The organism is Rhizobium sp. PEPV16 (genome assembly GCF_008919455.1).
GTDB lineage: Bacteria > Pseudomonadota > Alphaproteobacteria > Rhizobiales > Rhizobiaceae > Rhizobium > Rhizobium leguminosarum_Q.
In genome coordinates, this window is record NZ_VSZV01000356.1 from 280,501 (window position 1) to 306,311 (window position 25,811).

A 25,811-nucleotide genomic window follows, 5' to 3' on the forward strand; every position below is an offset into this window, starting at 1 on the left:
CCTCGGCGAACAGGGCGCCGAACAGCTGCTCGGCATGGGCGACATGCTCTACATGGCGGGCGGCGGGCGTATCCAGCGCGTGCACGGCCCGTTTGTTTCGGATGTCGAGGTGGAAGAGATCGTCTCCTACCTGAAGACCCAGGGCTCGCCGCAATATCTCGACGCGATCACTGCCGATGACGACGAAGACGGTGATTACGGCGGCGGTGGCGGTGGTCCGGCAGGCACGTCCAATCTTTCCGAATCGGAAGATCCCTACGACCAGGCGGTCGCCATCGTGCTGCGCGACGGCAAGGCGTCGACCTCCTACGTGCAGCGCCGACTCGGCATCGGCTACAACCGTGCCGCCTCGCTCGTCGAGCGCATGGAGAAGGAGGGCATCATCGGACCGGCCAACCATGCCGGCAAACGCGAAATTTTGGTTCCGACCGAAGGCGACATCCTCGACCGCTGACATAACAGGCATATATTTCCGATGCAGCCGCTTTTGCGGAAACCTGATAGCATCGAAGCCGTTACTTTCGCAGGCCGATCGCAACGCCTTGAAGACGCCGCCTTTCGGCAGCATGCAGATCGCATAAAGGAGATTTAGATGAGTCACTCCGATACCTTCCTCTCCGGCCTGACGGTAACGCGCCGCGACCTTCTCGGCGCCTTTGCCGTCGCTGCGATAGCGAGCGCCATTCCCCTTGGCGCTTATGCGCAGGCGGCAGCTCCCGCCTCCGGCACGGCGCAGGCGATCGCCGATCATTTTTCCGGCGTCACGACGATGCAGGGCGAATTCGTGCAGTTCGGCCCGCGCGGCGAACAGACCGGCGGCAAGTTCTTCATCCAGCGCCCCGGCAAGCTGCGCTTCAACTATGACGATCCGTCGCCAATGCGGGTGATCGCCGACGGCAGGAACGTCGCCATCGGCAATATGAAGCTCAAGACCTGGGATCTCTATCCGCTGTCCAAGACCCCGCTCAGCCTGCTCCTGGCGCAGCGCATCGATCTGTCGGCCGGCATGGTGAAGGGCGTGAAGGAAGAGTCTGACCTGACGACGATCGCACTCGGCAACAATACGGTGTTCGGAAACTCGACCATCACCATGATGTTCGACCCGAAGACCTACGACCTGCGTCAGTGGACGATCACCGACAATCAGGGCAAGGACACCTCGGTGATGATCTTCAACGTCAAAACCGGCATGCAGTTCGAGGATCGCGTCTTCCGTGTGCCCTATGAGACCATTCCAGGCACGCCTCAGTCGCGCGATTGAACCTTTTCGGTTGATCGGCCGCTCCTTTTACCAGATCCGGATGTTTTCAGGCCGGGTTGGCTTGAAAACATCCGGATCTCTATCAAAGATTTGAGCATGATGTCGTCCGAAAACCGCTCACACTTTTCGGCATCATGCTCATGGCCGGTTCCCTCGCGTCCGCCTTTGTTTTAAAGCCCTTTCATGAAAGCGCGTCGCGTCGAACCGGGGTTCGGCGGGCATTGGGCGCGAGAGGGCACGGGGCATGGGTTTTTCGATCACCACCTGGAACATCAATTCGGTGCGGCTGCGCATGCCCATCGTCGAGCAGCTCGTTCTCAAGCACAGGCCCGATATCCTCTGCCTGCAGGAAACCAAGGTGACGAACGATCTGTTCCCTGCGGCACCGCTCAGGGCGATGGGCTACAATCACATCATCATCCACGGCCAAAAGGGCTATCACGGCGTGGCGATCGCCTCGCGCATACCGTTGACCGAGGATCACCGGCAGGATTATTGCGGCGTCGGCGATGCGCGTCACATCTCGGCGATCTTCGAGTACGGCAATCGCCGCGTTCGGCTGCACAATTTCTATGTCCCGGCCGGCGGCGACGAGCCGGATCGCACGATCAATCCGAAATTCGGCCACAAGCTCGATTTCATCGAGGAGATGAAGCTGCTGAAAGCCGATGGCGAGGCCAATACCTCAGCCATCCTCGTCGGTGACCTCAACATCGCGCCGCTGGAGCATGACGTCTGGTCGCATAAGCAGCTTCTGAAGATCGTCAGCCATACGCCTGTCGAAACCGAGGGGCTGCTCGAGGTGATGAAGCGCGGCGCCTGGCTCGATCTGATGCGCCAGCATGTGCCTGAAAACGAGAAACTCTACACCTGGTGGAGCTACCGCGCCAAGGACTGGAAGGCCGCCGATCGCGGCCGCCGTCTCGACCATATCTGGTCGTCGTCGGATCTCGGGCCGCATCTCAAGCGGATAGAAATCCTCAAGGAGGCGCGCGGCTGGGACCGGCCCTCCGACCACGTACCAGTCACGGCGCATTTCGATTTCTAAGCGGTACAGCTTCGTGGAAGCGCAGGGATCCTTATCGCTATCTGGAATCAGCTGAAGCGGTAGAACTGGCTTGCGGCCTTTGCCGCAAGCTCCGCAAGATTATCGCGGATCCGGTTCTCGATCAGCCGGGCTGCGTCCGGATATTCCTCGATCAGCCGGTGGAAGAGGGCGCGCGTGATGCGGATGATGCTGGTGTCCTCGCGCGCTACCGCGGTGAATTTGCGCTCCACCAGCGTCACCAGCGCCAGCTCGGAAACCAGGGTTCCGGGACCGGCGATCCCCTCTGTCCTCTGCATGCCGTCGCTGCTCGTCGCGCTCAGCTCCAGGCTGCCGCTGAGGATGACATAGGCGCTCTCGGCGGGCGAGCCCTGGCGAAACAGCATCTGGCCGGCAGCGATCATGCGCCGGTCGGCGCCGAAGGCAATCAACCGCAGCTGATCCTCACTCATGTCCTTGAACAGAGGAAGCTGCGCGAGCATATGGATGTCGTCGGTCAGCGCCATGCGGGCTTTTCGCCTTAGAGCAATTCCAGCAAACCGCGTCGCGGTTCTGCGTCCGGAATTACGTGAAAACAAAGAGATAGGGCATTTCCGTCATTCAGAGAAAAACGGAAATACTCTAGGGTATGATCTTGTAGCCGCCGTTTTCCGTGACGAGGATTTCGGCATTGGAGGGATCGCGCTCGATCTTCTGGCGCAGGCGATAGACGTGGGTTTCCAGCGTATGCGTCGTCACGCCGGAATTATAACCCCAGACCTCTTCGAGCAGTATGTCGCGGGTAACGACCTTCTGTTCGGCGCGGTAGAGATAGCGGATGATCGCCGCTTCCTTTTCCGTCAGCCGGATCTTCTGGCCGTTATCGGTGGTCAGGAGCTTCTGGCTCGGCTTGAAGAGGTAGGGGCCGACGGTGAAGGTCGCGTCCTCGCTCTGCTCATGCTGGCGCAGCTGCACGCGGATGCGCGCGAGCAGCACGGCGAAGCGGAAGGGCTTGGTGACATAATCGTTGGCGCCGGCTTCGAGGCCGAGGATCGTGTCCGAATCGGTATCGTGGCCGGTCAGCATGATGATCGGCGCCTTGAAACCGCCCTTGCGCAGCAGCTTCACTGCCTCGCGGCCGTCCATATCGGGCAGGCCGACATCCATGATCAGCAGGTCGATCGGCGTCGCGCGGGCGGTCGCGACACCTTTGCCGGCGTTGGCTTCCTGCAGAACCGTGAATTCCTCATACAGCGACAATTGCTCCGTCAGCGTCTGCCGAAGGTCATCGTCGTCATCCACCAGAAGAATGGTGCGTGCGGTCATGCCGTTTGCGTCCTCATGTTAAGTCCCCTAGTCCTACGCCAAATTCCTGGTTTGGCAAGGATCGGGCAGCGGGCTGTTGCCGGGTCGGTTTCGATATGATTTCAATCGAAGCCCCAGACAAGGCACGACATGCGAGAAAAATGGAAAAAGCAAGGCAGAGGCGAGGGATAAAGCCGTCGACGATCGTGGTGCGTCCTGCGCCGGGGCGCAACAGCCGGGCGATAATCCGGTTTGGCGCCATCACCGTGCCTGCTGCGATCGGCCGCTCCGGCCGCACCGTGATGAAACGCGAGGGCGACGGCGCCACGCCGATCGCCTCGATGAAGCTGGTCTCCGGCTTCCGGCGCGGCGAGCGGAACGGCCGGCTCGTCACTCCACTTCCCATCCGCCGCATCCGCCCCGACATGCTCTGGTGCGATCAGTCCGATAGCGCCAGCTACAACCGCCTTGTCAGGGCGCCGTTTCGCGCAAGTCACGAGGAGATGCGGCGCAAAGACGGGCTCTACGACATCTGCCTGGTGATGGACTGGAACATCTCCTCGCGTGCACGCAATCGCGGCTCGGCGATCTTCTTCCACCTCATCAGGCCAGGCTACGAGCCGACGGCGGGTTGCGTGGCAGTGAGCCTGCGCGACATGCGCCGACTGCTGCCTCACCTTCGGAAGGGAACGATTGTCCGCGTCGTCTGATTGTCTTCCGGATGCGGTCGCCTATATGCTTGCGGTGACCGAACGCTCCGGCTGAAATGCGTTCTGGGACGTCCGCAAGCGCGGGCGCAATTCATGCCTCGTCCAATTCTTCAAACTCCCGGAGATATATTGTGACCGCTCAACCCATCATCACTTTCCATGACGGACATTCTATTCCGCAAGTCGGCCTCGGCGTCTGGCAGACGCCGCAGGACATTGCCGCTCCCACCGTGCGCACGGCGATCGCCGCCGGCTATCGTCACATCGATACCGCTTCCGGCTACGACAACGAAGAGGGCGTCGGCGAAGGCATCCGCTCTTCTGGCCTCGACCGCAAGGACATCTTCGTCACCACCAAGCTCAGGAATACCGATCAAGGCTATGACAATACGCTGCGGGCCTTCGACGGCAGCCTGAAGAAGCTTGGTTCCGAATATGTCGACCTCTATCTCATTCACTGGCCGTCGCCGCATCGCGGCCTTTATACGGAAACCTGGAAGGCTTTCGCCCGCATCCGGGAAGAGGGCCGCGCCCGCTCGATCGGCGTGTCGAACTTCAATCCTGAACATCTCGAACGCATCATCGGCGAAACCGGTGTCGTTCCCGTCATCAACCAGATCGAACTGCATCCCGATTTCCAGCAGAAGGCGGCGCAGGAGGTTCACAAGAAGCTTGGTATCGTCACCGAATCCTGGAGCCCGCTCGGCCAGGGCAAGTTCATCTCGAACGCCGATATCGGTGAGATCGCCAAAAAGCATCAGAAGACGCCGGCTCAAGTCATCATTCGCTGGCACATCGACACCGGCCTCGTCGTCATCCCGAAATCGGTGACGCCGTCGCGTATCGAGGAGAATTTCCAGGTGTTCGACTTCAAGCTCGATGCCGACGATATGGCCGCGATCGCCAAGCTCGACAGCGCCGGTGCCCGCATGGGACCGGATCCGATGACGGCAACCTTCTGATCGTCGTCGCGATTATCGCCAAGCCAATCAAGGGTCGTCCCGCAAAAGACCGCATGCGGTAGCCGTTTTATAAGGCGACCGAGGCGGGGCGGTATAAAATGTGAAGCCCACCGATGCGCAGCGGCATCGGTGGGCTTTTGATTGTTATCCGTTTTGACGGATCAGTTCCACTCTCGGATATCGACGAAGTGCCCGGCGATCGCGGCTGCGGCGGCCATTGCCGGCGAGACGAGGTGCGTGCGGCCCTTGAAGCCCTGACGGCCTTCGAAGTTGCGGTTCGAGGTCGAAGCGCAGCGTTCGCCCGGCTTCAGGCGGTCGTCGTTCATCGCAAGGCACATGGAGCAGCCCGGCTCGCGCCAGTCGAAACCGGCGGCCTTGAAGATCTTGTCGAGGCCCTCGGCTTCCGCCTGTTCCTTGACGAGACCGGAGCCCGGCACGATCATCGCGTCGACGGTTGGGGCAACCGTCTTGCCTTCGACGACCTTGGCAACTTCGCGCAGATCCTCGATGCGGCCGTTGGTGCAGGAGCCGATGAAGACGCGGTCGAGCGTGATGTCGGTCATCTTCGTGCCCGGCTTCAGGCCCATATAGTCAAGCGCGCGCCACTTGGAGGTGCGCTTGGTTTCGTCCGGAATGTCGTCCGGGTTCGGGACGATGCCCTGGACGGAGATGACATCCTCGGGCGAGGAGCCCCAGGAAACGATCGGCGGCAGGCTGGCGGCATCGAGCACGACGACGCGGTCGTAATGAGCGCCCTCGTCGGTCTGCAGGGTCTTCCAATAGGCGATCGCCTGTTCCAGCGCCTCGCCCTTCGGCGCGCGCGGCTTGCCTTTGATATACTCGAAGGTCTTTTCGTCCGGGGCGATCAGACCGGCGCGGGCGCCGCCCTCGATCGTCATGTTGCAGATCGTCATGCGGCCTTCCATCGACAGCGCGCGGATCGCTTCGCCGGCAAATTCGATGACGTGGCCGGTGCCGCCGGCTGTGCCGATTTCGCCGATGATGGCAAGGATGATGTCCTTGGCGGTGACATGCGGCGGAAGCACGCCGTCGACCCGCACCAGCATGTTCTTCGCCTTCTTCTGGATCAGCGTCTGGGTCGCCAGCACATGCTCGACCTCCGAAGTGCCGATGCCGTGCGCCAGCGCGCCGAAGGCGCCGTGCGTCGAGGTATGGCTGTCGCCGCAGACGATGGTCATGCCGGGCAGGGTGAAGCCCTGTTCCGGACCGACAATGTGGACGATGCCCTGGCGCTTGTCGCTTGCCGAATAATATTCGACGCCGAATTCGGCGGCATTGGTCGCCAGCGCTTCCACCTGGATGCGGCTTTCCTCGTTCTTGATGCCGAGATGGCGGTCGGGCGAGGTCGGAACGTTATGGTCGACGACGGCGAGCGTCTTTTCCGGCGCGCGAACCTTGCGGCCGGTCATGCGCAGGCCTTCGAACGCCTGCGGCGAGGTGACTTCGTGGACCAGGTGGCGGTCGATGTAAAGAAGACAGGTGCCGTCTGCCTGTTCGTCGACCAGATGATCGTCCCAGATCTTGTCGTAGAGGGTACGCGGTGCGCTCATGGCGTTAAGTCCGTTTTTCTGAAGCTTTTGGAAAATCGAGAAATGGCAGATCAAGCTCCGCCGGCCGTCATTCGATCAACGAAGTCGGCTGTTGAGCGCACCTGACACGCACGCAAAAAACCGCGCCGGCAGGCGATAATGGTCCTGCAGCACGAAAATGTGCGCACCAATGCATCTGAACTTGGATTCCATGGCCCTGCATATAGCGATTTTTCGCGGCGGCTTCAATTTGAATCATCAGTGGACGCTCTGCGACCCCTCAGTGGTGCGGCTATTGGTGCCGTCACCGCGACTTCATCCATTTCTCCGTCCGCCGCAGCGCCAGCGATAGGCCGATCGTCAGGATCAGATAGATATAGGTGACGATCGAATAGGTCTCGAAGAAGCGGAAGGAGCCGGCGGCATAGACCTTGCCCATCTGGGTAATGTCGGCGACGCCGAGGACCGAGACGAGCGAGCTGTCCTTCACCATCGAGACGAAATCGTTGGAGAGCGGCGGGAAGATCACCCGGATTGCCTGCGGGAAGACGACGGAGCGAAAGCGCCGGTAGCGCGACAGGCCAAGCGCCTTGGCCGCCTCGATCTGGCCTAGATCGACCGACTGGAAACCAGCCCGGAAGATTTCGGCGATGAAGGAGGAATAGCCGACCGTCAGCGCGATGATCGCTCTCCACATCAGCGAGAGGTCGCGCACCAGGATGGGCTCGGCCATACCTGATGTCACCAGCGGCGAAATCAGGAAGTTGTAGGCTGCGACCAGAGCCGGCGCGCCGACGAAGGCGACGTAGAACAGCAGCACGAGGATCGGGATGCCGCGGATGATCTCGATGTAGAATCGCGCGATCTGACGCAACACCTGGCTGTCGGCCATGCCGAGCAGGCAGATGCCGAGGCCGAGCACGGTGGCGAGCACGAAGGCGACCAGCGTGACGAAGACGGTGACGCCGACACCGTTGACGACGGTGCGGAAGACCTGGGCATAGATATCGTTGGCGACGATGACGGCGGCAAGCACGATGCCGATCGTGACGAGGGCGACCAGCCACCAGGGATAGTCGTCCTTGACGTGTCTGTCGGGAGATGGTCGCAGGGCCATTAGCGGCTGCTCGGCGTCATTCGCCCATCTTGTAGTCGAGGAACCACTTCTTGTTCAGCCCATCGAGCGTACCATCGGCCTTGAGTGCGGCGATGGCGGCATTGACCGGGGCGACGAGGTCGGAGCCCTTCGGGAAGATGAAGCCGAAATCCTCGGTGCCGAGCGGTTCGCCGATCAGCTTGAGAGCGCCGTTCGAGGCATCGACATAGCCTTTGCCGGCGGTGCCGTCGGTCAGCACGACGTCGACATCGCCGGCCTTCAGGGCCTGGACGGTGGCACCGAAGGTTTCGAAGAGCTTGATGCGCGGGTTCTGTTCGTTGCCATCAAGCACTTCGTAGACGGCGGTGTAGAAGGGCGTGGTGCCGGGCTGTGCGCCGACCAGGCCATCCTTGAATTCGCCGAAGGACTTGGCATCGGTGAAGCGCTTCTCGTCACCGCGCACCAGCATGAACTGCTGCGAGCGCATATAGGGATCGGAGAAGTCCACCTTCTGCTTGCGGTCTTCCTTGATGGTGATGCCGGTCATGCCGATGTTGTACTGTCCGTCGGACACGGCCTGGATCATCGCGTCCCAGCTGGTGTTCTGGTATTCGACCTTGAAGTTCAGCCGCTTGGCGATCTCGTTCATCGCATCATATTCCCAGCCGATCGCCTTGCCGGATTTCGGATCGACGAATTGCAGCGGCGGATAGGCATTCTCGGTGACGACGACGACGCTCTTGCCGCCGAGATCAGGCAGCTCGGCGGCCGATGCGGCGAGGGGTGCAAGAGCAAGGGCGGCGAAGCTCGCAAGAACGGTACGACGAAACAACATTTGAACGGTTCCCCAAATTGAACGGCAAAAACTGTCACGGAAGATAGGCCCGAGGCAAGGCCGCCGGCTGCGTGCCGTAGCAAAAAATAGAAAAGGCGACCCGAAGGCCGCCTTTCCAAGCAAAGAATTTTGCGTGGCGCAGATCTTATTCTGCTGCCGGTTCCGCTGCAGCGGCGGCTGCTTCTGCGGCGGCCTTTTCAGCAGCGGCTTTGGCTTCCGCAGCTTCTGCTGCTGCCTTCTCGGCGGCGAGCGCCTGGGCTGCTGCAACCTTTTCAGCTTCGATGCGTGCCTTTTCCTCGGCAATGGCGGCGCGCTCGGCGTCGTTGAGCTTGCGGGCGCGGACGCCGGTGTCTTCAACGATACGGGCAGACTTGCCACGACGGTCGCGCAGGTAATAGAGCTTGGCGCGACGGACCTTACCGCGGCGAACGACGTCGACGCTTTCGATCATCGGCGAGTAGATCGGGAATACGCGCTCGACGCCTTCGCCGTAGGAGATCTTGCGGACCGTGAAGTTTTCCTGCAAGCCGCCGCCGGAGCGGGCGATGCAGACGCCTTCATAGGCCTGAACGCGGGTACGGGTGCCTTCCGTGACCTTGACGTTGACGCGGACGGTGTCGCCCGGGGAAAATTCGGGAAGCGTGCGCTTGGCTTCGATCTTGGCGGCCTGTTCGGCCTCAAGCTGCTGAATGATGTTCATCGTCTTAACCTTTGGTTCTTCTGAAACAGCCAGAGCGCTCAACACTGATCCTTCGGAAACTGGCCTCAGGACTTTGCCCGTCAAGGGCGGGAGCGGATTCGCCATTCTTTGTTTGCTGGCAGACGGGGATAAACCCCATTTCCGCGTGCGCCAATACACGAAAGGCCAGGGCTTGTCATCCCTTGGGCGGCATTTTTGTGAAAAGGGCTGCGAAATCAGCCGTTTTTCTCACTTTACAGCGCCGCGCACCTTTTCAGACGCGCAAAGGACGCTGTGACACTTTGAATCTATGCATCGTGCTTTCCGAAATTCGATCCCGATTTTCCGGGCGATGCGTCAGCCTTTTCCAGCAGATCCGGCCGCCGCTCCCGCGTCAGCCGCACCGCTTCCTGATGCCGCCATTTCTCGATGGCGCCGTGGTTGCCCGAGGTGAGGATCGCGGGGATTTCCCGGCCTTCCCATTCCTGCGGCCGGGTATAATGCGGATGTTCCAGCAGTCCGCCTTCGAAGCTTTCGTGCAGGCCGGAAAGATCGTTGCCCATGACGCCAGGCAGGATGCGGATGATGGCATCGAGCACGATCAGCGCCGCCGGCTCGCCGCCTGACAGCACGTAGTCGCCGATCGAGACCTCTTCCAGTCCGCGCGCCTCGATCACCCGCTGGTCGACGCCTTCGAAGCGGCCGCAGACGATGATGACGCCGTCGCCCGCCGCGAGCTCGCGCACACGCTCCTGTGTCAGCGGCCGGCCGCGCGGGCTCATCAGCAGCCGCGGGCGGGTATCGTTTTCTGAGGCGCTGTCGATCGCGCGGGCGAGAACGTCGGCCTTCAGCACCATCCCGGCGCCGCCGCCGGCCGGGGTGTCGTCGACGGTGCGGTGTCTGTCGGTGGCGAAGTCGCGGATCTGCACCGTGTCCAGCGACCATTGCCCCCGCTCCATCGCCTTGCCGGCGAGCGAGAAGCCCAGATGCCCCGGAAACATTTCCGGATAAAGTGTCAGCACGCTCGCCCGGAAAGCCATTACTTCTTCTTTTTCGGCTTGTCGGGAGTGAATTTCGACAGCTCTTCCGAATCGTCGACCAGACCCGCCGCCAGCGGATCGATCAGCAGCGTGCCGGCCTCGAGGTCGATCTCCAGCACCGAGGCTTCGGAGAAGGGGATCAGCACCGGGCGCTTGCCCGGACCTTTGAGTTCCAGCAGGTCGCCGGCGCCGAAATCGAAGACGCCGGTGACGGTGCCATAGCTGACACCCTTGTCGTCGCGCGCCTCGAGCCCTTCGAGATCGGCATAGTAGAACTCGTCTTCGTCCAGCTCCTCGTCCGGCAGGTTGTCCCGCTCGATATAGAGCTCAAGCCCGTTCAGGGCCTCGGCGGCATTGCGGTCGTTGACGCCGCGGAAACGGACGACGACGACATTCTTCATCTCGCGGATTTCGAGGACTTCGAAGCTGCGGCCGTCCATGCTGTGCAGATGGCCGTAGTCGCCAAGCGCGCCGGGATCGGCCGTATAGGCCTTGGCGCGCACCTCGCCCCGGAGGCCCTGCGCGCCACCGATCGTCGCCATCAGAACGGGGTTTTCAAGCTTGGTCATGGGTTCCTTCATGTGAAGCCGAAAGACAGGTTTCTCATAAACGAAGTGCGGGCGATTGGAAACGAAAACGGGCGGCATGTCGCCATGCCGCCCGCTCGAAGGGAATGTCCCGATTATTCCGCGGCGTCGGCGGCAGCAGCCGCAGCGTCGGCGACCTTCTGAGCCCTTTCGGCGGCGCGTTCCTGGGCGCGCTTGCCAGGCTTTGCCTTGACCGGGTTGTTCTTGACTTCGCGCTTGGCAACGCCGGCCTCATCGAGGAAGCGCAGAACGCGGTCGGTCGGCTGAGCGCCGTGTTCCATCCAATGCTTGATGCGCTCGGCGTTCAGCTGAACGCGCTTCTCATCGTCCTTGGCAAGCATCGGGTTCCAGGAACCGAGGTTTTCGAGGAAGCGGCCGTCACGCGGGCTGCGCGCATCGGCGAGAACGACGTGGTAATAAGGACGCTTCTTGGAACCACCGCGGGCGAGACGAATTTTCAGTGCCATGTTCTTTACTCCTTAGGCTTTTCTTGACCGCTTTCTTGAGCGGTACGGTTATCGGGCTGCAGCGCTTTGTTCAGCGTGATCCGCAGCGATCTGCTCATGATGCCGGATGACTTCCTTGATGACGAAGTTCAGGAACTTCTCGGCGAAATCCGGGTCCAGATTGGCGGCTTTCGCCAGTTGGCGAAGGCGTTCGATCTGGTATTCCTCGCGCGCCGGGTCGGCCGGCGGCAAATTGTATTTGGCCTTCAGCACGCCGACCTCTTTGGTGCAGCGGAAGCGTTCGGCCAGCATGTGCACGAGAGCGGCATCGATATTGTCGATCGACTGACGATAGCTCGCGAGCTGGGTTTTGACGTCTGGATCAATCATGGGGCAAGCGATCCTTTCACTTCTTCTTGGGCAATCCGGGCAATCCCGGGAAACCACCGCCAAGGCCCGGCAGCTTGGCACCGCCGAGGCCCGACAAACCACCCGGCAGACCGCCGAGACCGGGCATACCCCCACCCGGCTTTCCAAGCCCCGCCGCTTCCGCCTGCTTCTGCAAGGCCTCGAGCTGCCGGGGATCGATATTCGAAAGATCGGGCATGCCGCGACCCATGCCGCCGCCGAGCCCCATCTTGCCGGCAAGGCCGCCCATCATCTGCTTCATCATGCCGCCTTTGCCCTTGCCGCCCATCATCTTCATCATGTCCGCCATCTGGCGGTGCATCTTCAGAAGCTTGTTGATGGCGGCGGCATCGGAGCCGGAGCCGGCGGCGATGCGCTTCTTGCGCGAATGCTTGAGCAGATCGGGATTGGTGCGCTCGGCCTTGGTCATCGACTGGATGATGGCGATCTGGCGGCCGAAAAGTTTGTCGTCGAGGCCGGCTGCGGCCATCTTGTCCTTCATGCCGGCCATGCCGGGCATCATGCCCATGATGCCGCCCATGCCGCCCATCTTCTGCATCTGGCGCAGCTGGTCGGCCAGGTCGTCGAGGTCGAACTTGCCCTTGGCCATCTTGGCGGCCATGGCGGCCGCCTTCTCGGCGTCGATGTTTTCGGACGCGCGCTCGACGAGCGAGACGATGTCGCCCATGCCGAGGATGCGGTCGGCGATGCGGCGGGGATGGAATTCCTCCAGCTCGCTCATCTTCTCGCCGACGCCGATCAGCTTGATCGGCTTGCCGGTGACGGCGCGCATCGAAAGGGCGGCACCGCCGCGGCCATCGCCGTCCATGCGGGTCAGCACCAGACCGGTGATGCCGACGCGTTCGTCGAAACTGCGGGCGAGGTTGACGGCGTCCTGGCCGGTGAGGCTGTCGGCGACCAGCAGGATTTCATGCGGGTTCGACCGCTTCTTGATGTCGGCCATCTCGACCATCAAGGGCTCGTCGATATGCGTGCGGCCGGCGGTGTCGAGGATGACGACGTCATGGCCGCCAAGCTTGGCTGCCTGCACGGCGCGGACGGCGATGTCGGTCGGCGACTGGCCTGATATAACAGGCAGCGTGTCGATATTGGCCTGCGCGCCGAGCTGGCGAAGCTGCTCCTGGGCTGCCGGACGGCGCGTGTCGAGTGACGCCATCAGCACCTTCTTCTTCTCGCGCGTCGACAGGCGATGGTCGATCTTCGCCGCGTCGTCGTCTTGCCGGAGCCCTGCAGGCCGACCATCATGATGACGACAGGGGCAGCGGCATGAAGGTCGACGCCAACGCCTTCGCCGCCCAGCATCTCGATCAGTTCGTCATGCACGATCTTGACGACCATCTGGCCGGGCTTGATCGACTTCAAAATCTCGGCGCCGACGGCCTTTTCACGCACGCGGTCGGTGAAGGAACGCACGACGTCGAGCGCGACGTCGGCCTCGAGCAACGCACGGCGAACCTCGCGCAGCGCTGCGGAAACATCGGCTTCCGAAAGCGCGCCACGGCCTGTCAGTCCATTCAGAATGGATCCAAGACGGTCCTGGAGGTTTTCAAACATCGGCTCTTCCTTGATACGTTTCGGGCAGGTTGGGATATGCCCGGAAACGTCGTGCTTTTCCTTGACGAAAACAAGACGCAAAGCCAAAAAGCACCCGAGGGCGCATCGCGCTGTCGGGTGTTGACCTCCGGGATCTCTAAGTCCCGGTCGGCGGCTCGGAGTCATGTGGCTCGTCGCGGATTGGGCGCGATAAACAGGAAAGCCGCGCGAAAGTCAAGGCAATGCGGACAAATGACCGCATGACCGACTTCTTAGAAGCCGTGTGACGAGGCCGATAGCGCCTCATCCAACGGTTGCAGCAAAAGTACATACTCAAACAAAGTGACGTATTGGCTTGCGCAATCCGCCAGCGTTTCAGGTTTTGCCGATAAATATTGCCACTTCGGCGGCCGAATTCGCTGTCAACGCCAGTTGCAAATTATTCTGCTTATGATTCTACTTTCTACTTAAGTGCGTCCTGTAAAATGATTCGTGAATATCCTTGATGCCGAATGAATCGGCGGAGATATCGAATGCTAAATGCTGATATTGAGAGCTGGGCGCTGGCGCGGGCCCATCATATTGTCCTGAATGAAGGCCTGAATCTGGCGAAGGCGGCACAGGATCTGGATCGCAAGCGGTCCCGCTCGCTGGTCTACGAGCTGAGAAAGGTCATCACCGCAGCCATTGTCGAAGCCCATGCTGCGTCTTTCGATCCTGACGGTGCACAGCGGTAAAAGTCGAACTGCTGCCTCGAAGGGGTCAGCGGGCCGCAACGTCTGCCCGGCACTCACCCACTGGTAATTCCTTCGCATTTCCGCCATATACACCGGAAAGACAGACGGAATGATACCCATGAGCGCAACGGTCGAATTTGCGAGGATGAACGGGCTTGGCAACAAGATCCTGGTCGTCGACATGCGCGGTCGGCCGGACAAGGTGACGCCGGCTGCGGCGGTCGCGCTCAATGCCGATCCGCAGACTGAGTTCGATCAGATCATGGCGATCCATGATCCGAAGGCCGACGGCACCGATGCCTTCATCGATATCCTGAATTCCGATGGCTCGAAGGCGCAGGCCTGCGGCAACGGCACGCGCTGCGTCGTGCAGGCGCTTGCCGCCGAGACCGGCCGGAAGGTCTTTACCTTCCAGACGGTCGCCGGCATCCTCAACGCCGTCGAGCACGAGGACGGGACGATCTCGGTCGATATGGGCCGGCCGGTCTTCGATTGGGACAGGATCCCGCTGGCGGAAGAATTCCACGACACCAGCCGCATCGAGTTGCAGATCGGCCCGATCGACAAGCCGGTGCTGCATTCGCCGTCGGCGATGTCGATGGGCAATCCGCATGCGATCTTCTGGGTGGACAGGGACGTGATGTCCTATGATCTCGCCCGCTTCGGACCGCTGCTCGAAAACCATCCGATGTTTCCCGAGCGCGCCAATATCACGCTGGCGCAGGTGACGTCGCCGACATCGGTGACGACGCGCACCTGGGAGCGCGGCGCGGGGCTGACGCTTGCCTGCGGCTCGGCTGCCTGTTCTGCTGCCGTCAGTGCTGCGCGCACCGGCCGCACCGGCCGCAAGGTGACGATCAATGTGGCAAGCGCCAAGCCGCCGGCCACGCTTTCCATCGAATGGCGCGAGCGCGACGATCATGTCATCATGACCGGCCCGGCCGAATGGGAATGGTCGGGCAGGCTCGATCCTTCGACCGGTCTCTGGTCGCGCGATGATACCCGAGAGGCGGAGGCGCAGTGAGCGGCATCGAGGTCATTACCTTCGGCTGCCGCCTCAACACATATGAATCCGAAGTGATGAAGGCGCAGGCTGAGAAGGCCGGGCTCAACAACGCCATCCTGGTCAACACCTGTGCCGTGACCGGCGAGGCCGTGCGCCAGGCCCGCCAGGCGATCCGCCGGGCACGGCGCGACAATCCGCATGCCCGCATCATCGTCACCGGCTGCGCCGCGCAGACGGAAAAGCAGACTTTCGCCGCGATGGCGGAGGTCGATGCCGTGCTCGGCAATGAGGAGAAGCTGACGAGCGCCTCCTATCGCAGCCTGCCGGATTTCGGCGTTTCGGCCGAAGAGAAGCTGCGGGTCAACGACATCATGAGCGTCAAGGCGACGGCGCCGCAGATGGTCAGGCATATCGACGGCCATGTGCGTGCGTTCATCCAGGTGCAGAATGGTTGCGACCATCGCTGCACCTTCTGCATCATTCCCTATGGCCGCGGCAATTCCCGCTCGGTGCCGATGGGAGCCGTCGTCGATCAGGCCCGCAATCTCGTCGACGGCGGTTATCGCGAGATCGTGCTGACCGGGGTCGATGCCACCAGCTATGGCGGCGATCTGCCGGGCGCCCCGACGCTCGGGCTTTTGGCGAAGACGCTGCTGAAACAGATCCCCGATATCCGCCGGCTCAGGCTTTCCTCGATCGACAGCATCGAGGCCGACGCCCACCTGATGGATCTGATTGCCGACGAGCCACGTTTCATGCCGCATCTGCATCTGTCGCTGCAGCATGGCGACGACATGATCCTGAAGCGCATGAAGCGCCGGCATTTACGCGCCGATGCGTTGCGTTTCATCGAGGATGCGCGCCGCCTCCGCCCCGAGATGAGCTTCGGCGCCGATATGATTGCCGGCTTTCCTACCGAAACCGAAGAGATGTTCGAGAATGCCGTGAGGCTGGCCGAAGAGGCTGGCATCGCCCATCTGCATGTCTTCCCCTACAGTCCGCGTCCCGGCACGCCGGCCGCCCGCATGCCGCAGCTCGACCGGTCGCTGGTCAAGGACCGCGCCGCGAGACTGCGCGCCGCTGGACATATGCTGCATCAATCCCATCTCGATGGGATGATCGGAACCCGGCAATGGCTGCTTGTTGAAAACAACGGCCTGGCGCATACGGAGAACTTCACGCTGGTCGCAGCTCCCGGCCTTCGTCCCGGCGAACTTGTGCCGGTCACGATCACCGGCCACAATGGCAAGCATCTCGACATGCAATTGACGGCCGCAGCAGCGGCCTGACTTTCACGGAATCCTCATGGCGCTCAGTTTCATCAAAAAGGTCTTCACCTTCGGCAAGCCGGCTGAAGAACCTGTGCCTGCGGCCGTGGAAAGGGAGCTGGAGCCGCGTTCGCGCGACGAAGATCTGCCGGTTGCTGACGATCCGGTGCTGGCCGAGGAAATGGATACGGCCGGCGGGCCGGCTGCCGATATTGACGAGGGCGGGGTAGAGGCGCCGGTTGCTGACGACGATGTCGAATCCTCAATGCTGCCCGCCGCCGACCAGCTGAGCGATATGGGTGTCGTACCGCTTTCATTGCTGGAGGCCGAGGCGGCAGCGGAGGTGGAGGCTGAAAGCCGGACGGTCGCCGAGCCCGTTGTGGAAATACCCGCTTCTGTCCCTCCGGAACATTTCCCCGACGAGGCAGGAGATCCTCTGGAGACCGGAGCGCTAGAACAGCCGGCTAACCTCGAAGAGATCGTCGAAAAGCTTCCGGAAGAGATTCCGACCGAGCCGGGAGAGATTCCAACTGGGGATGATGCAGGACTGGATTCGCCCTCCCAGCCAATCTCCCCACCTGTGGGGGAGATGCCCGGCGGGGCAGAGGGGGGTAACCCCGCGGCAGAACCGGAGACCGGTTCTCCGATCCTCCCCAGAGGATTTGCCACCGGCCCGAAGGTCGTCGAGCCGGAGCCGGTCGTCCTGCAGCCGAGACTCAGCTGGTTCCAGCGTCTGCGCAACGGCCTTGCACGCACGTCCTCGCAGTTGACCAGCCAGATCACCGCGCTCTTCACCAAGCGCAAGCTCGATGACGAGACGCTGCAGGATCTCGAGGACCTGCTGATCCAGGCCGATCTCGGCGTCGAGACCGCCATGCGCGTCACCGACACGCTTGCTTCCGAGCGCTATGGCAAGGATGTCACCGGCGAGGATGTCAGCCGGATCATGGCGTCGGAAATCGCCAAGGTGCTGAAGCCGGTCGCCAAGCCGCTGCAGCTCGACCTCTCGCACAAGCCGCATGTCATCCTCGTCGTCGGCGTCAACGGCACCGGCAAGACGACGACGATCGGCAAGCTTGCGGCAAAGCTTTCCGGCGCCGGGCTGAAGGTGATGCTGGCTGCCGGCGATACGTTCCGGGCGGCGGCGATCGAGCAGCTGAAAATCTGGGCCGACCGGACGAAATCCGAATTCATCGGCACCAAGCTCGGCGCCGATGCCGCCGGCCTTGCCTATGATGCCTTCGAACAGGCGAAGGCGAAAAAATGCGACGTGCTGATCGTCGATACCGCCGGCCGCCTGCAGAACAAGGCAGAGCTGATGGCCGAGCTCGAAAAGATCGTCCGCGTGCTCGGCAAACTCGATCCCGATGCGCCGCATACCGTGCTGCAGACGCTTGATGCCACGACGGGGCAGAACGCGCTCAGCCAGGTAGAGATCTTCCGCAACGTCGCCGGCGTCAACGGGCTGATCATGACCAAGCTCGATGGCACGGCCCGCGGCGGCATTCTCGTCGCCATCTCCGCCAAGCATAAGCTGCCGGTCTATTTCATCGGCGTCGGCGAGGGCGTCGAGGATCTGGAGCCGTTCGAGGCCGAGGATTTTGCCCATGCCATTGCCGGACTTGGGCAATGATGCCACAGATATGCCGCCGAAAGCCTGCAGGGCACGGCCGGAAACAGTTTCCAGGAAAACAGGTTTGAAGAACGCATGAGCACCGAGAGCGATATCACCCCGTCTGCTGCCGACCGGCATCACCCGCTGTTGAAACTGGCGCTGGAACTCGGGCCGCTGATGATCTTCTTCTTCGCCAATCTGCGCGGTCAGTGGCTGGTGGAGACGTTTCCTGCTCTTTCCGAATTGGGCGGACCGCTGTTCGTCGCGACCGGCCTCTTCATGGCGGCGACGATCATCTCGCTGATCGTTTCGAAGATCGTGCTCGGCCATCTGCCGATCATGCCTTTTGTATCGGGCATCGTCGTCGTCATCTTCGGCTCGCTGTCGATCTGGCTGCAGAACGAGACCTTCATCAAGATGAAGCCGACCATCGTCAACGCGCTCTTCGGGGTAGCGCTGCTCGGCGGGCTGGCCTTCGGCAAGTCGCTGCTCGGCTATGTCTTCAACGCCGCGTTCCAGCTCGATGCCGAGGGCTGGCGCAAGCTCACCATCCGCTGGGGCATCTTCTTTCTCTTCCTCGCGGTGCTGAACGAAGTCGTCTGGCGCAATTTTTCAGACAGTACCTGGGTCGCCTTCAAGGTCTGGGGCACGATGCCGATCACCATCATCTTCACGCTGGCGCAGATGCCGCTGGTGCTGAAACATAGCGTCAACCTGGAAACGGAAGGCGAGAAGTGAGCGCTGTCGACGTAGAAACTCGCGTAAGACATCAGAACTTATGGTTTATCGCCTGCCTTGCGGTGCTGATCATTCAGATCGTCGCCGAATATATGATGGGCCGCGTGCCGATCTGCACCTGCGGCACTGTCAAGCTGTGGGAGGGCGGGGTCAATACCAGCGGCAATTCGCAGCATCTGTCGGATTGGTACACGCCGTCGCACATCATCCACGGCTTCCTGTTCTACGGGCTCGCGCATCTCATCCTGCGCGGCAAGCCGCTGGCGGCGAGGCTGCTGCTGGCGCTGGTCATCGAATCCGGCTGGGAACTGCTCGAGAATTCGCCTCTCATCATCGACCGCTACCGCACGGCGACGATCGCGCTCGATTATTACGGCGACAGCATCCTGAATTCGGCGATGGACACCGTCTTCATGTGCGTCGGCTTCTTCTTCGCGCGGCGCGCGCCGGTGGCGCTGACGGTGGCGATCGCCATCTTCTTCGAGATTTTCACCGGCTACGTGATCCGCGATAACCTGACGCTCAACGTTATCATGCTGATCTGGCCGGTGGAGGCGATCAAGGTCTGGCAGGGTGGGGTGTAGGGCTTCTTTGTTCTAACAAGACCCCTCCCCAACCCCTCCCCACAAGGGGGAGGGACTAACTCGTGGCACCGCCTCGCAAACCAGACCAACTGCACACTGGACGTTCGATAGGACGCACGGCAAGAGCCGCACGTTAAGTCCCTCCTCCTTGTAGGGAGGGGTTGGGGAGGGATCTTTTGTGGATCACTCACTCAGGAAGCCGGCTTCCCGAGCGCCTTTTCCATCGCAGGAAACAGCCCTTCCTTCAGGCTGATATCGTCGAAGGGCCCGACGCGCTTGTAGAGGATCGTGCCGTCAGGCCCGACCAGATAGCTTTCCGGAATGCCGTAGACACCCCAGTCGATCGCTGCCTTGCCGTTCGGATCGACGCCGATCGCCCGAAAAGGGTTGCCGAGCTCGCCGAGGAAACGCAGGGCGTTGTCGTTCTGGTCCTTGTAATTGATGGCGACGATGTTCAGCCGTCCGTCTTTTGCCAGTTCTTTCAATAGCGGATGTTCGTCCCGGCAGGGGAGGCACCATGAGGCGAAGACGTTGACGAGGGTCAGCCTGCCCTTGATTGCCGCATCGGTCAGCGCCGGCACGTTGGCGCCGTCGAGCGGCGGCAGGTTGAGCGCCGGTGCCTTGGTGCCGATCAGGGCGGAGGGAATTTCGGCGATGTTCTTGCCATGGAAATCCTGGTCGTAGAGCATCTTTGCCGCCGTGGCCGCAATGCCGCCGAAGACGACGAGCGGCAGCAGCGCCAATGCGTAACGGCTAATCCCGCGCGGCTTGGCGGCGGCGTTTTCCGGCGTGTCGTTCATTCGCCATCCCCCACACTGTCCTTGGGGCGCGCCGAACGGCGGCGGATGCCGGCAGCCTCAAGGGCGGCGAGTTCCGTGCGGCGGGCGCGGCCGTCGGCCCAGGTCCAGGCTGTGACGGCGATCGTCACCAGGGCTGCAAAGCCATAGGAAGCGTAGACGTAGAAGGCATGCGTCACGATTAATCCTCCCGGCTCGCCATGCGGGCGGCAAGACGGCGCTGGGCGGCGATGCGGCGGCGCCAGATCTCGTTCCTCATTGCCATGATGTGCAGCGTGAAGAAGAGCAGGGTGAAGGCGATCGCCATGACGAAGAGCGGCCGCAGGAATTCCGGATCGATCGCCGGGCCGTCGAGGCGCAGCACGCTTGCCGACTGGTGCAGCGTGTTCCACCACTCCACAGAAAATTTGATGATCGGGATGTTGACGAAGCCGACGAGGATGAGCACGGCGCTGACACGCGCGGCCTTCGACGGATCGTCGATGGCGCGGCCGAGCGCAATCAGCCCGAGATACATCAGGAAGAGAACGAAGACGGAGGTCAGCCGCGCATCCCAGACCCACCAGGTGCCCCACATCGGCTTGCCCCAGAGCGAACCGGTGACGAGCGCGAGCAGGGTGAAGGCGGCGCCGAGCGGGGCTGCGGCCTTGGCGGAGACATCGGCCAGCGGATGGCGCCAGACCAGCGTACCGATCGCCGAGAGGCTCATAATCGTATAGCACATCATCGAAAGCCAGGCCGAGGGGACATGGACATACATGATGCGCACGGTCTCGCCCTGCTGGTAATCGCCTTCGGTGGCGAAGCTCAGATAGAGGCCGACCGCGAAACAGAGGGCGGTGATGCCGGCCAGCCACGGAATGGCGCGCGCCGCCAGCGCCAGAAACCGCGTCGGATTGGCGAGATCACTGAATTTGCTGATGGCAAGGCTCGTTTCGCTCATGTCCGCTTCCTTACCTTGATCCGGCTTTTCCCGCAATCGAATGGCCCATCAATCCGCTGTGTTTCGCAGCGCCAGGGCGGCGGCTGCCGGGCCGATGACCGCGAAGAAGAGTGTCAGCGCAATGAGGATCAGGAAGGGCGGCAGGAAGGGGGCAGGATTCTCGACTGCGGCATAGGTGGCGCTGACGCCGAAGATCAGCACCGGAATGGTCAGCGGCAGCACGAGGATCGAGACCAGCAGGCCGCCGCGGGGCAGCGCCACGGCAACGGCAGCACCCACGGCGCCGATGAAGGTGATGGCGGGCGAGCCGACCAGCAGCGTCAGCATGGTCGCGCCGATCGCCGTCTCGTCCATGTTCATGAAGAGGCCGAGCAGCGGCGAGGCGATGACCAGCGGCAGGCTGGTGGCTGTCCAATGGGCGAAGCATTTGACCAGCACGGTGAGGACGAGCGGCGATTCCTGTATCAGCATCAAGTCGAGCGATCCGTCGTCGCGCTCGGCCTGGAACAGCCGGTCGAGGCCGAGAAGGGCGGCGAGCAGGGCGCCGATCCAGACGATGGCGGGGCCGATGCGTGACAGCAGCTTGAGATCGGGACCGACGCCGAAGGGAATGACGGCGACGATGGTCAGGAAGAACAGCACGCCGATCAGCGCGCCGCCGCCGGCGCGAATCGAGAGCTTCAGGTCGCGGAGGAAGAGGGCGGTCATGCGGAGTGCCCGTTGCGGGGATGTGAGGAAGACCCCTCCCCAACCCCTCCCCACAAGGGGGAGGGGCTAAGCTGCAGTGCGCGACGGTGGCCAAAAGCAACTGGTGTGCACGCTGTTACCGTTTCGCAAATTGCGACGATGCGGTTGGTATGGGACAGCGCGGCACAATAGCCCCTCCCCCTTGTGGGGAGGGGTTGGGGAGGGGTCTTGACGTCATGCGCTGACAAGCTCCTGCAGACCATCATCCCCACACCCCCGCATCCACGCCGGCAAAGCCCGTCATCTTCAGTTCCTGCGCATTCCTCAACCCCAGCGGCTGATGCGTCGCCGCCAGCACGATGCCGCCCTTTTCCAGATGCGCTCCAATCAAATCGGCAAACAGCCGGTCGGCGCTGGCATCGAGTGCGGCGGTCGGTTCGTCGAGGATCCAGACGGGGCGGTGGGCGACCAGCAGCTTGGCGAAGGCTATCCGGCGCTGCTGGCCGGCGGAGAGATAACCGAAGGGAAGGTGGGTGATGCCGGAGAGATCGACGGCATCAGTGGCGTCCTCGACGGAAAGGCCGGCGGCGGAGCCTGCATTGCCGAGAAAGGCGCGCCAGAAATCGAGGTTTTCTGCAACCGTAAGTTCATTCTTCATCGCATTTCGATGACCGAGGTAGTGGCTGACTTCCCCAGGGTGCCTGCCTCCCGGACTCTCTTCGCCGTGAAATATGACAGTGCCTTTCTCCGGCCTCAGCAGACCGGCGACGACACGCAGCAAAGTGGACTTTCCCGATCCATTTTTTCCTGTCAGCACAAGCGCCGCGCCGGCTGCCAAGTGAAAGGAAATGTTAACGAAAATGAGATCCTCACCGCGCCTTGCAGCCAGATTTTCGGCGGTGAGATGCATGCGTCGGCTCTTTCTTGGTTTCGGCTAGCGGCGGGGTCAAAAAATGTCCGATTTTGACTGTGCTCGGGTATGGCAAGTTTTTAGGAAATTATCTATAAGACCTGCAACCACGCCAGCGGTCGGCGTGAATTTCATCCTTGCGCCGAACTTGGAGCGTCTGTTCCACGTGCGGACAGCGGAAATGGCCGTACCCGCATCCTGATGTGCATTAAGTGCATAGGCGTTCGCACGACTGTGTTGGCTATCAGAAACGGGGTATCTCGTGTCTAAATCTCTTGACAGTTTCAATTGTCGTTCCACGCTTTCCGTCAACGGGAAGGACTATGTCTATTACAGCCTGCCCAAGGCTGAGGCAAACGGTCTGGCCGGCGTGTCGAAGCTTCCCTATTCGATGAAGGTGCTGCTCGAAAACCTGCTGCGCTTCGAAGACGGCCAGTCGGTCACCAAGGAGCACATCCTGGCCGTTGCCGAATGGCTGAACAACAAGGGTGCGGTCGAAAACGAAATCGCCTATCGCCCGGCGCGCGTGCTGATGCAGGACTTCACCGGCGTTCCGGCCGTCGTCGATCTTGCCGCGATGCGCGACGCGATGGTGTCGCTCGGCGGCGATCCTGAGAAGATCAACCCGCTCGTTCCCGTCGATCTCGTCATCGACCACTCCGTCATCGTCGACGAATTCGGCACGCCGCAGGCTTTCGCCAGGAATGTGGAACTCGAATACCAGCGCAACGGCGAGCGCTACCGCTTCCTGAAGTGGGGCCAGCAGGCCTTCAAGAATTTCCGCGTCGTGCCTCCCGGCACCGGTATCTGTCATCAGGTCAATCTCGAATATCTCGGCCAGACCGTCTGGACTAAGGAAGAGGACGGCGAGACGATCGCCTATCCGGATACCTGCGTCGGCACCGACAGCCACACGACGATGATCAACGGTCTCGGCGTTCTCGGCTGGGGTGTGGGCGGTATCGAAGCGGAAGCTGCGATGCTCGGCCAGCCGGTCTCGATGCTGCTGCCCGAAGTCATCGGCTTCAAGCTGACCGGCAAGCTCAAGGAAGGCGTCACGGCGACCGACCTCGTTCTCACCGTCGTGCAGATGCTGCGCAAGAAGGGCGTCGTTTCGAAGTTCGTCGAATTTTTCGGTCCGGGCATGGACAACATGCCGCTCGCCGACCGCGCGACGATCGGCAACATGGGCCCGGAATATGGCGCCACCTGCGGCTTCTTCCCGGTCGACGGCGAAACCATCAACTACCTTACCATGTCCGGCCGCACACATGACCGGATCGCCCTCGTCGAAGCCTATTCGAAGGCGCAAGGGATGTGGCGCGAAGGCGACGGCTCCGAGCTCGTCTTCACCGATACGCTGGAACTCGATCTTAGCGACGTCGTGCCGTCGATGGCCGGCCCGAAGCGTCCGGAAGGCCGCATTTCGCTTGAGAACATCGCGACCGGTTTTGCCGGCTCCATGGATGCCGACTACAAGAAGCCCGGCCAGTTGAATAACCGCTATGCGGTTGAAGGCACCGACTTCGATCTCGGCCACGGCGACGTGGCGATCGCTGCCATCACGTCGTGCACCAACACTTCCAACCCGTCAGTGCTGATCGCCGCCGGCCTTCTTGCCCGCAACGCCGTTGCCAAGGGCCTGAAGACGAAGCCGTGGGTGAAGACCTCGCTGGCACCGGGAAGCCAAGTCGTCGGCGAATATCTCGCCAAGTCGGGCCTGCAGGCCGATCTCGACAAGCTTGGCTTCAACCTCGTCGGCTTCGGCTGCACCACCTGCATCGGCAATTCCGGCCCGCTGCCGGCGCCGATCTCGAAGACGATCAACGACAAGGGCCTTATCGTTTCCGGCGTTCTCTCCGGCAACCGTAACTTCGAAGGCCGCATCTCGCCCGACGTGCAGGCGAACTACCTCGCATCTCCGCCGCTTGTCGTCGCTTATGCGCTTGCCGGCACGGTGCAGATGGATCTGACCAAGGAGCCGATCGGCGAGGACCAGAGCGGCAATCCGGTCTATCTCAAGGACATCTGGCCGACCTCCAAGGAAGTCCAGGAATTCATCCTGAAATACGTGACCCGCGAACTCTACGAAAGCAAATATGCCGATGTCTTCAAGGGCGACGTCAACTGGCAGGCCGTCCAGGTCCCGCCGGGTCAGACCTATGCCTGGGACGACAATTCGACCTATGTGCAGAACCCGCCCTACTTCGTCGGCATGGGCAAGAAGGGCACCGGCGTCTCCGACATCAAGGGCGCCCGCGTTCTCGGCCTGTTCGGCGACAAGATCACCACCGACCACATCTCGCCGGCCGGTTCGATCAAGGCGGCATCGCCGGCCGGTGCCTACCTCATCGGCCATGACGTCGCCGTTGCCGACTTCAACCAGTACGGCACGCGCCGCGGCAACCATGAAGTGATGATGCGCGGCACCTTCGCCAATATCCGCATCCGCAACCACATGCTCGGCCCCAACGGTAAGGAAGGCGGCTACACCATCCATTACCCGTCGAAGGAAGAGACCTCGATCTACGACGCCGCGATGCAGTACAAGCAGGAAGGCGTGCCGCTCGTCATCTTCGCCGGTGTCGAATACGGCAACGGCTCCTCGCGCGACTGGGCTGCCAAGGGCACCAACCTGCTCGGCGTCAAGGCAGTGATCGCTCAGTCCTTCGAGCGCATCCATCGTTCGAACCTGGTCGGCATGGGCATCATCCCCTTCGTCTTCGAGGAGGGCACGACCTGGCAGAGCCTCGGCCTCAAGGGCGACGAACTCGTCACCATCGAAGGTCTGGAAAAGATCAAGCCGCGCGAGAAGAAGATCGCCAGGATCACCTATGGCGACGGCACCATGAAGGAGGTTCCGCTGCTGTCGCGCGTCGATACGCTCGACGAGGTGATCTACCTCAACAATGGCGGTATCCTGCAGACGGTTCTGCGCGATCTCGCTGCCTGATTTTTAAGAGACTTGTTTGATAATAGCCGGCGGAGAGCAATCTCCGGCGGCTTTTCTTTGGTGCGACGATAGTATTTGGACGGGCTCACGATGATTTGTTTTACGCAAGTTCCGGT

General features: G+C 61.7%; 28 protein-coding genes and 1 pseudogene. 13 read left to right on the plus strand and 16 right to left on the minus strand.

Going from position 1 to position 25,811, the window contains the following annotated elements:
* From FY112_RS38415 to FY112_RS35730, 3 genes are all read left to right on the plus strand, one after another.
* Window positions 1–454: DNA translocase FtsK (locus FY112_RS38415; protein ID WP_281408512.1), on the plus strand; the 454-nt coding region annotated here is incomplete at its 5' end.
* Window positions 455–592: 138 nt separating this feature from the next.
* Window positions 593–1,261 carry an outer membrane lipoprotein carrier protein LolA gene (locus FY112_RS35725; RefSeq protein ID WP_017962465.1) on the plus strand — a complete coding sequence of 223 codons (669 nt, stop codon included), beginning with the start codon at window positions 593–595 and terminating at the stop codon, window positions 1,259–1,261.
* Between the two features lie 244 nt (window positions 1,262–1,505).
* Window positions 1,506–2,309 (plus strand): exodeoxyribonuclease III, encoded by an 804-nt coding sequence (locus tag FY112_RS35730; protein WP_151520433.1) that lies wholly within the window; start codon window positions 1,506–1,508, stop codon window positions 2,307–2,309.
* A 47-nt stretch (window positions 2,310–2,356) separates the two neighbouring features.
* Here FY112_RS35730 and FY112_RS35735 read toward each other — a convergent pair whose 3' ends face one another.
* Both FY112_RS35735 and FY112_RS35740 read right to left on the minus strand, forming a co-directional pair.
* Window positions 2,357–2,812 carry a cyclic nucleotide-binding domain-containing protein gene (locus FY112_RS35735; protein WP_017962463.1) on the minus strand — a complete coding sequence of 152 codons (456 nt, stop codon included), beginning with the start codon at window positions 2,810–2,812 and terminating at the stop codon, window positions 2,357–2,359.
* Between the two features lie 115 nt (window positions 2,813–2,927).
* The gene (locus tag FY112_RS35740) at window positions 2,928–3,611 is read right to left on the minus strand and encodes a response regulator transcription factor (RefSeq protein WP_017962462.1); all 684 of its coding nucleotides are present in this window, start codon (window positions 3,609–3,611) and stop codon (window positions 2,928–2,930) included.
* Window positions 3,612–3,778: 167 nt separating this feature from the next.
* Between FY112_RS35740 and FY112_RS35745 the strand changes: the two genes are divergently transcribed.
* Both FY112_RS35745 and FY112_RS35750 read left to right on the plus strand, forming a co-directional pair.
* The gene (locus tag FY112_RS35745) at window positions 3,779–4,300 is read left to right on the plus strand and encodes a L,D-transpeptidase family protein (protein ID WP_026158927.1); all 522 of its coding nucleotides are present in this window, start codon (window positions 3,779–3,781) and stop codon (window positions 4,298–4,300) included.
* A 131-nt stretch (window positions 4,301–4,431) separates the two neighbouring features.
* Window positions 4,432–5,262 carry an aldo/keto reductase gene (locus tag FY112_RS35750; RefSeq protein WP_017962460.1) on the plus strand — a complete coding sequence of 277 codons (831 nt, stop codon included), beginning with the start codon at window positions 4,432–4,434 and terminating at the stop codon, window positions 5,260–5,262.
* Between the two features lie 161 nt (window positions 5,263–5,423).
* On the opposite strand, the gene leuC is transcribed toward FY112_RS35750, so the two are convergent.
* From leuC to rplS, 4 genes are all read right to left on the minus strand, one after another.
* Window positions 5,424–6,833 carry a 3-isopropylmalate dehydratase large subunit gene (leuC, locus tag FY112_RS35755; RefSeq protein ID WP_020052055.1) on the minus strand — a complete coding sequence of 470 codons (1,410 nt, stop codon included), beginning with the start codon at window positions 6,831–6,833 and terminating at the stop codon, window positions 5,424–5,426.
* Window positions 6,834–7,116: 283 nt separating this feature from the next.
* On the minus strand, window positions 7,117–7,929 hold the full coding sequence (locus FY112_RS35765) for an amino acid ABC transporter permease (RefSeq protein WP_029870889.1): 813 nt from the start codon (window positions 7,927–7,929) through the stop codon (window positions 7,117–7,119).
* A 16-nt stretch (window positions 7,930–7,945) separates the two neighbouring features.
* Complete coding sequence (locus tag FY112_RS35770) at window positions 7,946–8,743, minus strand: basic amino acid ABC transporter substrate-binding protein (RefSeq protein WP_027666948.1); 798 nt, start codon at window positions 8,741–8,743, stop codon at window positions 7,946–7,948.
* A gap of 145 nt (window positions 8,744–8,888) precedes the next feature.
* The gene (gene rplS, locus FY112_RS35775) at window positions 8,889–9,443 is read right to left on the minus strand and encodes a 50S ribosomal protein L19 (protein WP_033181895.1); all 555 of its coding nucleotides are present in this window, start codon (window positions 9,441–9,443) and stop codon (window positions 8,889–8,891) included.
* On the opposite strand from rplS, the gene FY112_RS35780 reads away from it, so the two are divergent.
* Window positions 9,433–9,720, plus strand: coding sequence for a hypothetical protein (locus FY112_RS35780; RefSeq protein ID WP_131708647.1), 288 nt, complete (start codon window positions 9,433–9,435; stop codon window positions 9,718–9,720). The two genes, rplS and FY112_RS35780, sit on opposite strands and share 11 nt — an antisense overlap.
* Window positions 9,721–9,730: 10 nt before the next feature.
* Here the strand turns inward: FY112_RS35780 and trmD are convergent, their stop codons facing one another.
* From trmD to ffh, 5 genes and pseudogenes are all read right to left on the minus strand, one after another.
* Window positions 9,731–10,462 carry a tRNA (guanosine(37)-N1)-methyltransferase TrmD gene (gene trmD / locus FY112_RS35785; protein ID WP_151520434.1) on the minus strand — a complete coding sequence of 244 codons (732 nt, stop codon included), beginning with the start codon at window positions 10,460–10,462 and terminating at the stop codon, window positions 9,731–9,733.
* Window positions 10,462–11,031: a ribosome maturation factor RimM gene (rimM, locus tag FY112_RS35790; protein ID WP_131628280.1), complete on the minus strand. Its 570-nt coding sequence runs from the start codon at window positions 11,029–11,031 to the stop codon at window positions 10,462–10,464. The genes trmD and rimM overlap by 1 nt, the downstream gene beginning before the upstream one ends.
* Window positions 11,032–11,144: 113 nt before the next feature.
* Window positions 11,145–11,516: a 30S ribosomal protein S16 gene (gene rpsP, locus FY112_RS35795; RefSeq protein ID WP_151520435.1), complete on the minus strand. Its 372-nt coding sequence runs from the start codon at window positions 11,514–11,516 to the stop codon at window positions 11,145–11,147.
* Between the two features lie 48 nt (window positions 11,517–11,564).
* A complete protein-coding gene (locus tag FY112_RS35800; RefSeq protein WP_131720349.1) occupies window positions 11,565–11,885 on the minus strand; it encodes a chorismate mutase in 321 nt (106 codons plus the stop codon).
* 16 nt (window positions 11,886–11,901) lie between these two features.
* A pseudogene (gene ffh / locus FY112_RS35805) lies at window positions 11,902–13,478 on the minus strand (signal recognition particle protein).
* Between the two features lie 491 nt (window positions 13,479–13,969).
* Between ffh and FY112_RS35815 the strand changes: the two are divergent.
* The 6 genes from FY112_RS35815 to FY112_RS35840 all read left to right on the plus strand — a co-directional run bounded on the left by FY112_RS35815 (window position 13,970) and on the right by FY112_RS35840 (window position 19,405).
* Window positions 13,970–14,194: a hypothetical protein gene (locus FY112_RS35815; RefSeq protein ID WP_017962453.1), complete on the plus strand. Its 225-nt coding sequence runs from the start codon at window positions 13,970–13,972 to the stop codon at window positions 14,192–14,194.
* A 118-nt stretch (window positions 14,195–14,312) separates the two neighbouring features.
* The gene (dapF, locus tag FY112_RS35820) at window positions 14,313–15,218 is read left to right on the plus strand and encodes a diaminopimelate epimerase (RefSeq protein WP_026158925.1); all 906 of its coding nucleotides are present in this window, start codon (window positions 14,313–14,315) and stop codon (window positions 15,216–15,218) included.
* Window positions 15,215–16,489 carry a tRNA (N(6)-L-threonylcarbamoyladenosine(37)-C(2))-methylthiotransferase MtaB gene (gene mtaB / locus FY112_RS35825; protein WP_017962451.1) on the plus strand — a complete coding sequence of 425 codons (1,275 nt, stop codon included), beginning with the start codon at window positions 15,215–15,217 and terminating at the stop codon, window positions 16,487–16,489. Before dapF ends, mtaB begins: the two co-directional genes overlap by 4 nt.
* A gap of 16 nt (window positions 16,490–16,505) precedes the next feature.
* Window positions 16,506–18,101, plus strand: a complete 1,596-nt coding sequence (gene ftsY / locus FY112_RS35830; protein WP_151520436.1) for a signal recognition particle-docking protein FtsY — start codon at window positions 16,506–16,508, stop codon at window positions 18,099–18,101.
* 75 nt (window positions 18,102–18,176) lie between these two features.
* Window positions 18,177–18,821: a septation protein A gene (locus tag FY112_RS35835; RefSeq protein ID WP_065281557.1), complete on the plus strand. Its 645-nt coding sequence runs from the start codon at window positions 18,177–18,179 to the stop codon at window positions 18,819–18,821.
* Window positions 18,818–19,405, plus strand: coding sequence for a DUF2585 domain-containing protein (locus FY112_RS35840; RefSeq protein ID WP_151520437.1), 588 nt, complete (start codon window positions 18,818–18,820; stop codon window positions 19,403–19,405). Before FY112_RS35835 ends, FY112_RS35840 begins: the two co-directional genes overlap by 4 nt.
* A gap of 191 nt (window positions 19,406–19,596) precedes the next feature.
* Here FY112_RS35840 and FY112_RS35845 read toward each other — a convergent pair whose 3' ends face one another.
* The 5 genes from FY112_RS35845 to ccmA all read right to left on the minus strand — a co-directional run bounded on the left by FY112_RS35845 (window position 19,597) and on the right by ccmA (window position 22,742).
* Window positions 19,597–20,205: a DsbE family thiol:disulfide interchange protein gene (locus FY112_RS35845; protein ID WP_151520438.1), complete on the minus strand. Its 609-nt coding sequence runs from the start codon at window positions 20,203–20,205 to the stop codon at window positions 19,597–19,599.
* The gene (gene ccmD, locus FY112_RS35850; protein ID WP_017962446.1) at window positions 20,202–20,381 is read right to left on the minus strand and encodes a heme exporter protein CcmD; all 180 of its coding nucleotides are present in this window, start codon (window positions 20,379–20,381) and stop codon (window positions 20,202–20,204) included. Before ccmD ends, FY112_RS35845 begins: the two co-directional genes overlap by 4 nt.
* A gap of 2 nt (window positions 20,382–20,383) precedes the next feature.
* Window positions 20,384–21,145, minus strand: coding sequence for a heme ABC transporter permease (locus FY112_RS35855; RefSeq protein ID WP_020052040.1), 762 nt, complete (start codon window positions 21,143–21,145; stop codon window positions 20,384–20,386).
* A 48-nt stretch (window positions 21,146–21,193) separates the two neighbouring features.
* Window positions 21,194–21,853, minus strand: a complete 660-nt coding sequence (gene ccmB / locus FY112_RS35860) for a heme exporter protein CcmB (RefSeq protein ID WP_151520439.1) — start codon at window positions 21,851–21,853, stop codon at window positions 21,194–21,196.
* 241 nt (window positions 21,854–22,094) lie between these two features.
* On the minus strand, window positions 22,095–22,742 hold the full coding sequence (gene ccmA, locus FY112_RS35865; RefSeq protein WP_151520440.1) for a heme ABC exporter ATP-binding protein CcmA: 648 nt from the start codon (window positions 22,740–22,742) through the stop codon (window positions 22,095–22,097).
* Between the two features lie 262 nt (window positions 22,743–23,004).
* Here ccmA and acnA point away from each other — a divergent pair, with 262 nt between their 5' ends.
* Window positions 23,005–25,695: an aconitate hydratase AcnA gene (acnA, locus tag FY112_RS35870; RefSeq protein WP_131619999.1), complete on the plus strand. Its 2,691-nt coding sequence runs from the start codon at window positions 23,005–23,007 to the stop codon at window positions 25,693–25,695.
* The last annotated feature ends 116 nt before the right edge of the window (window positions 25,696–25,811 follow it).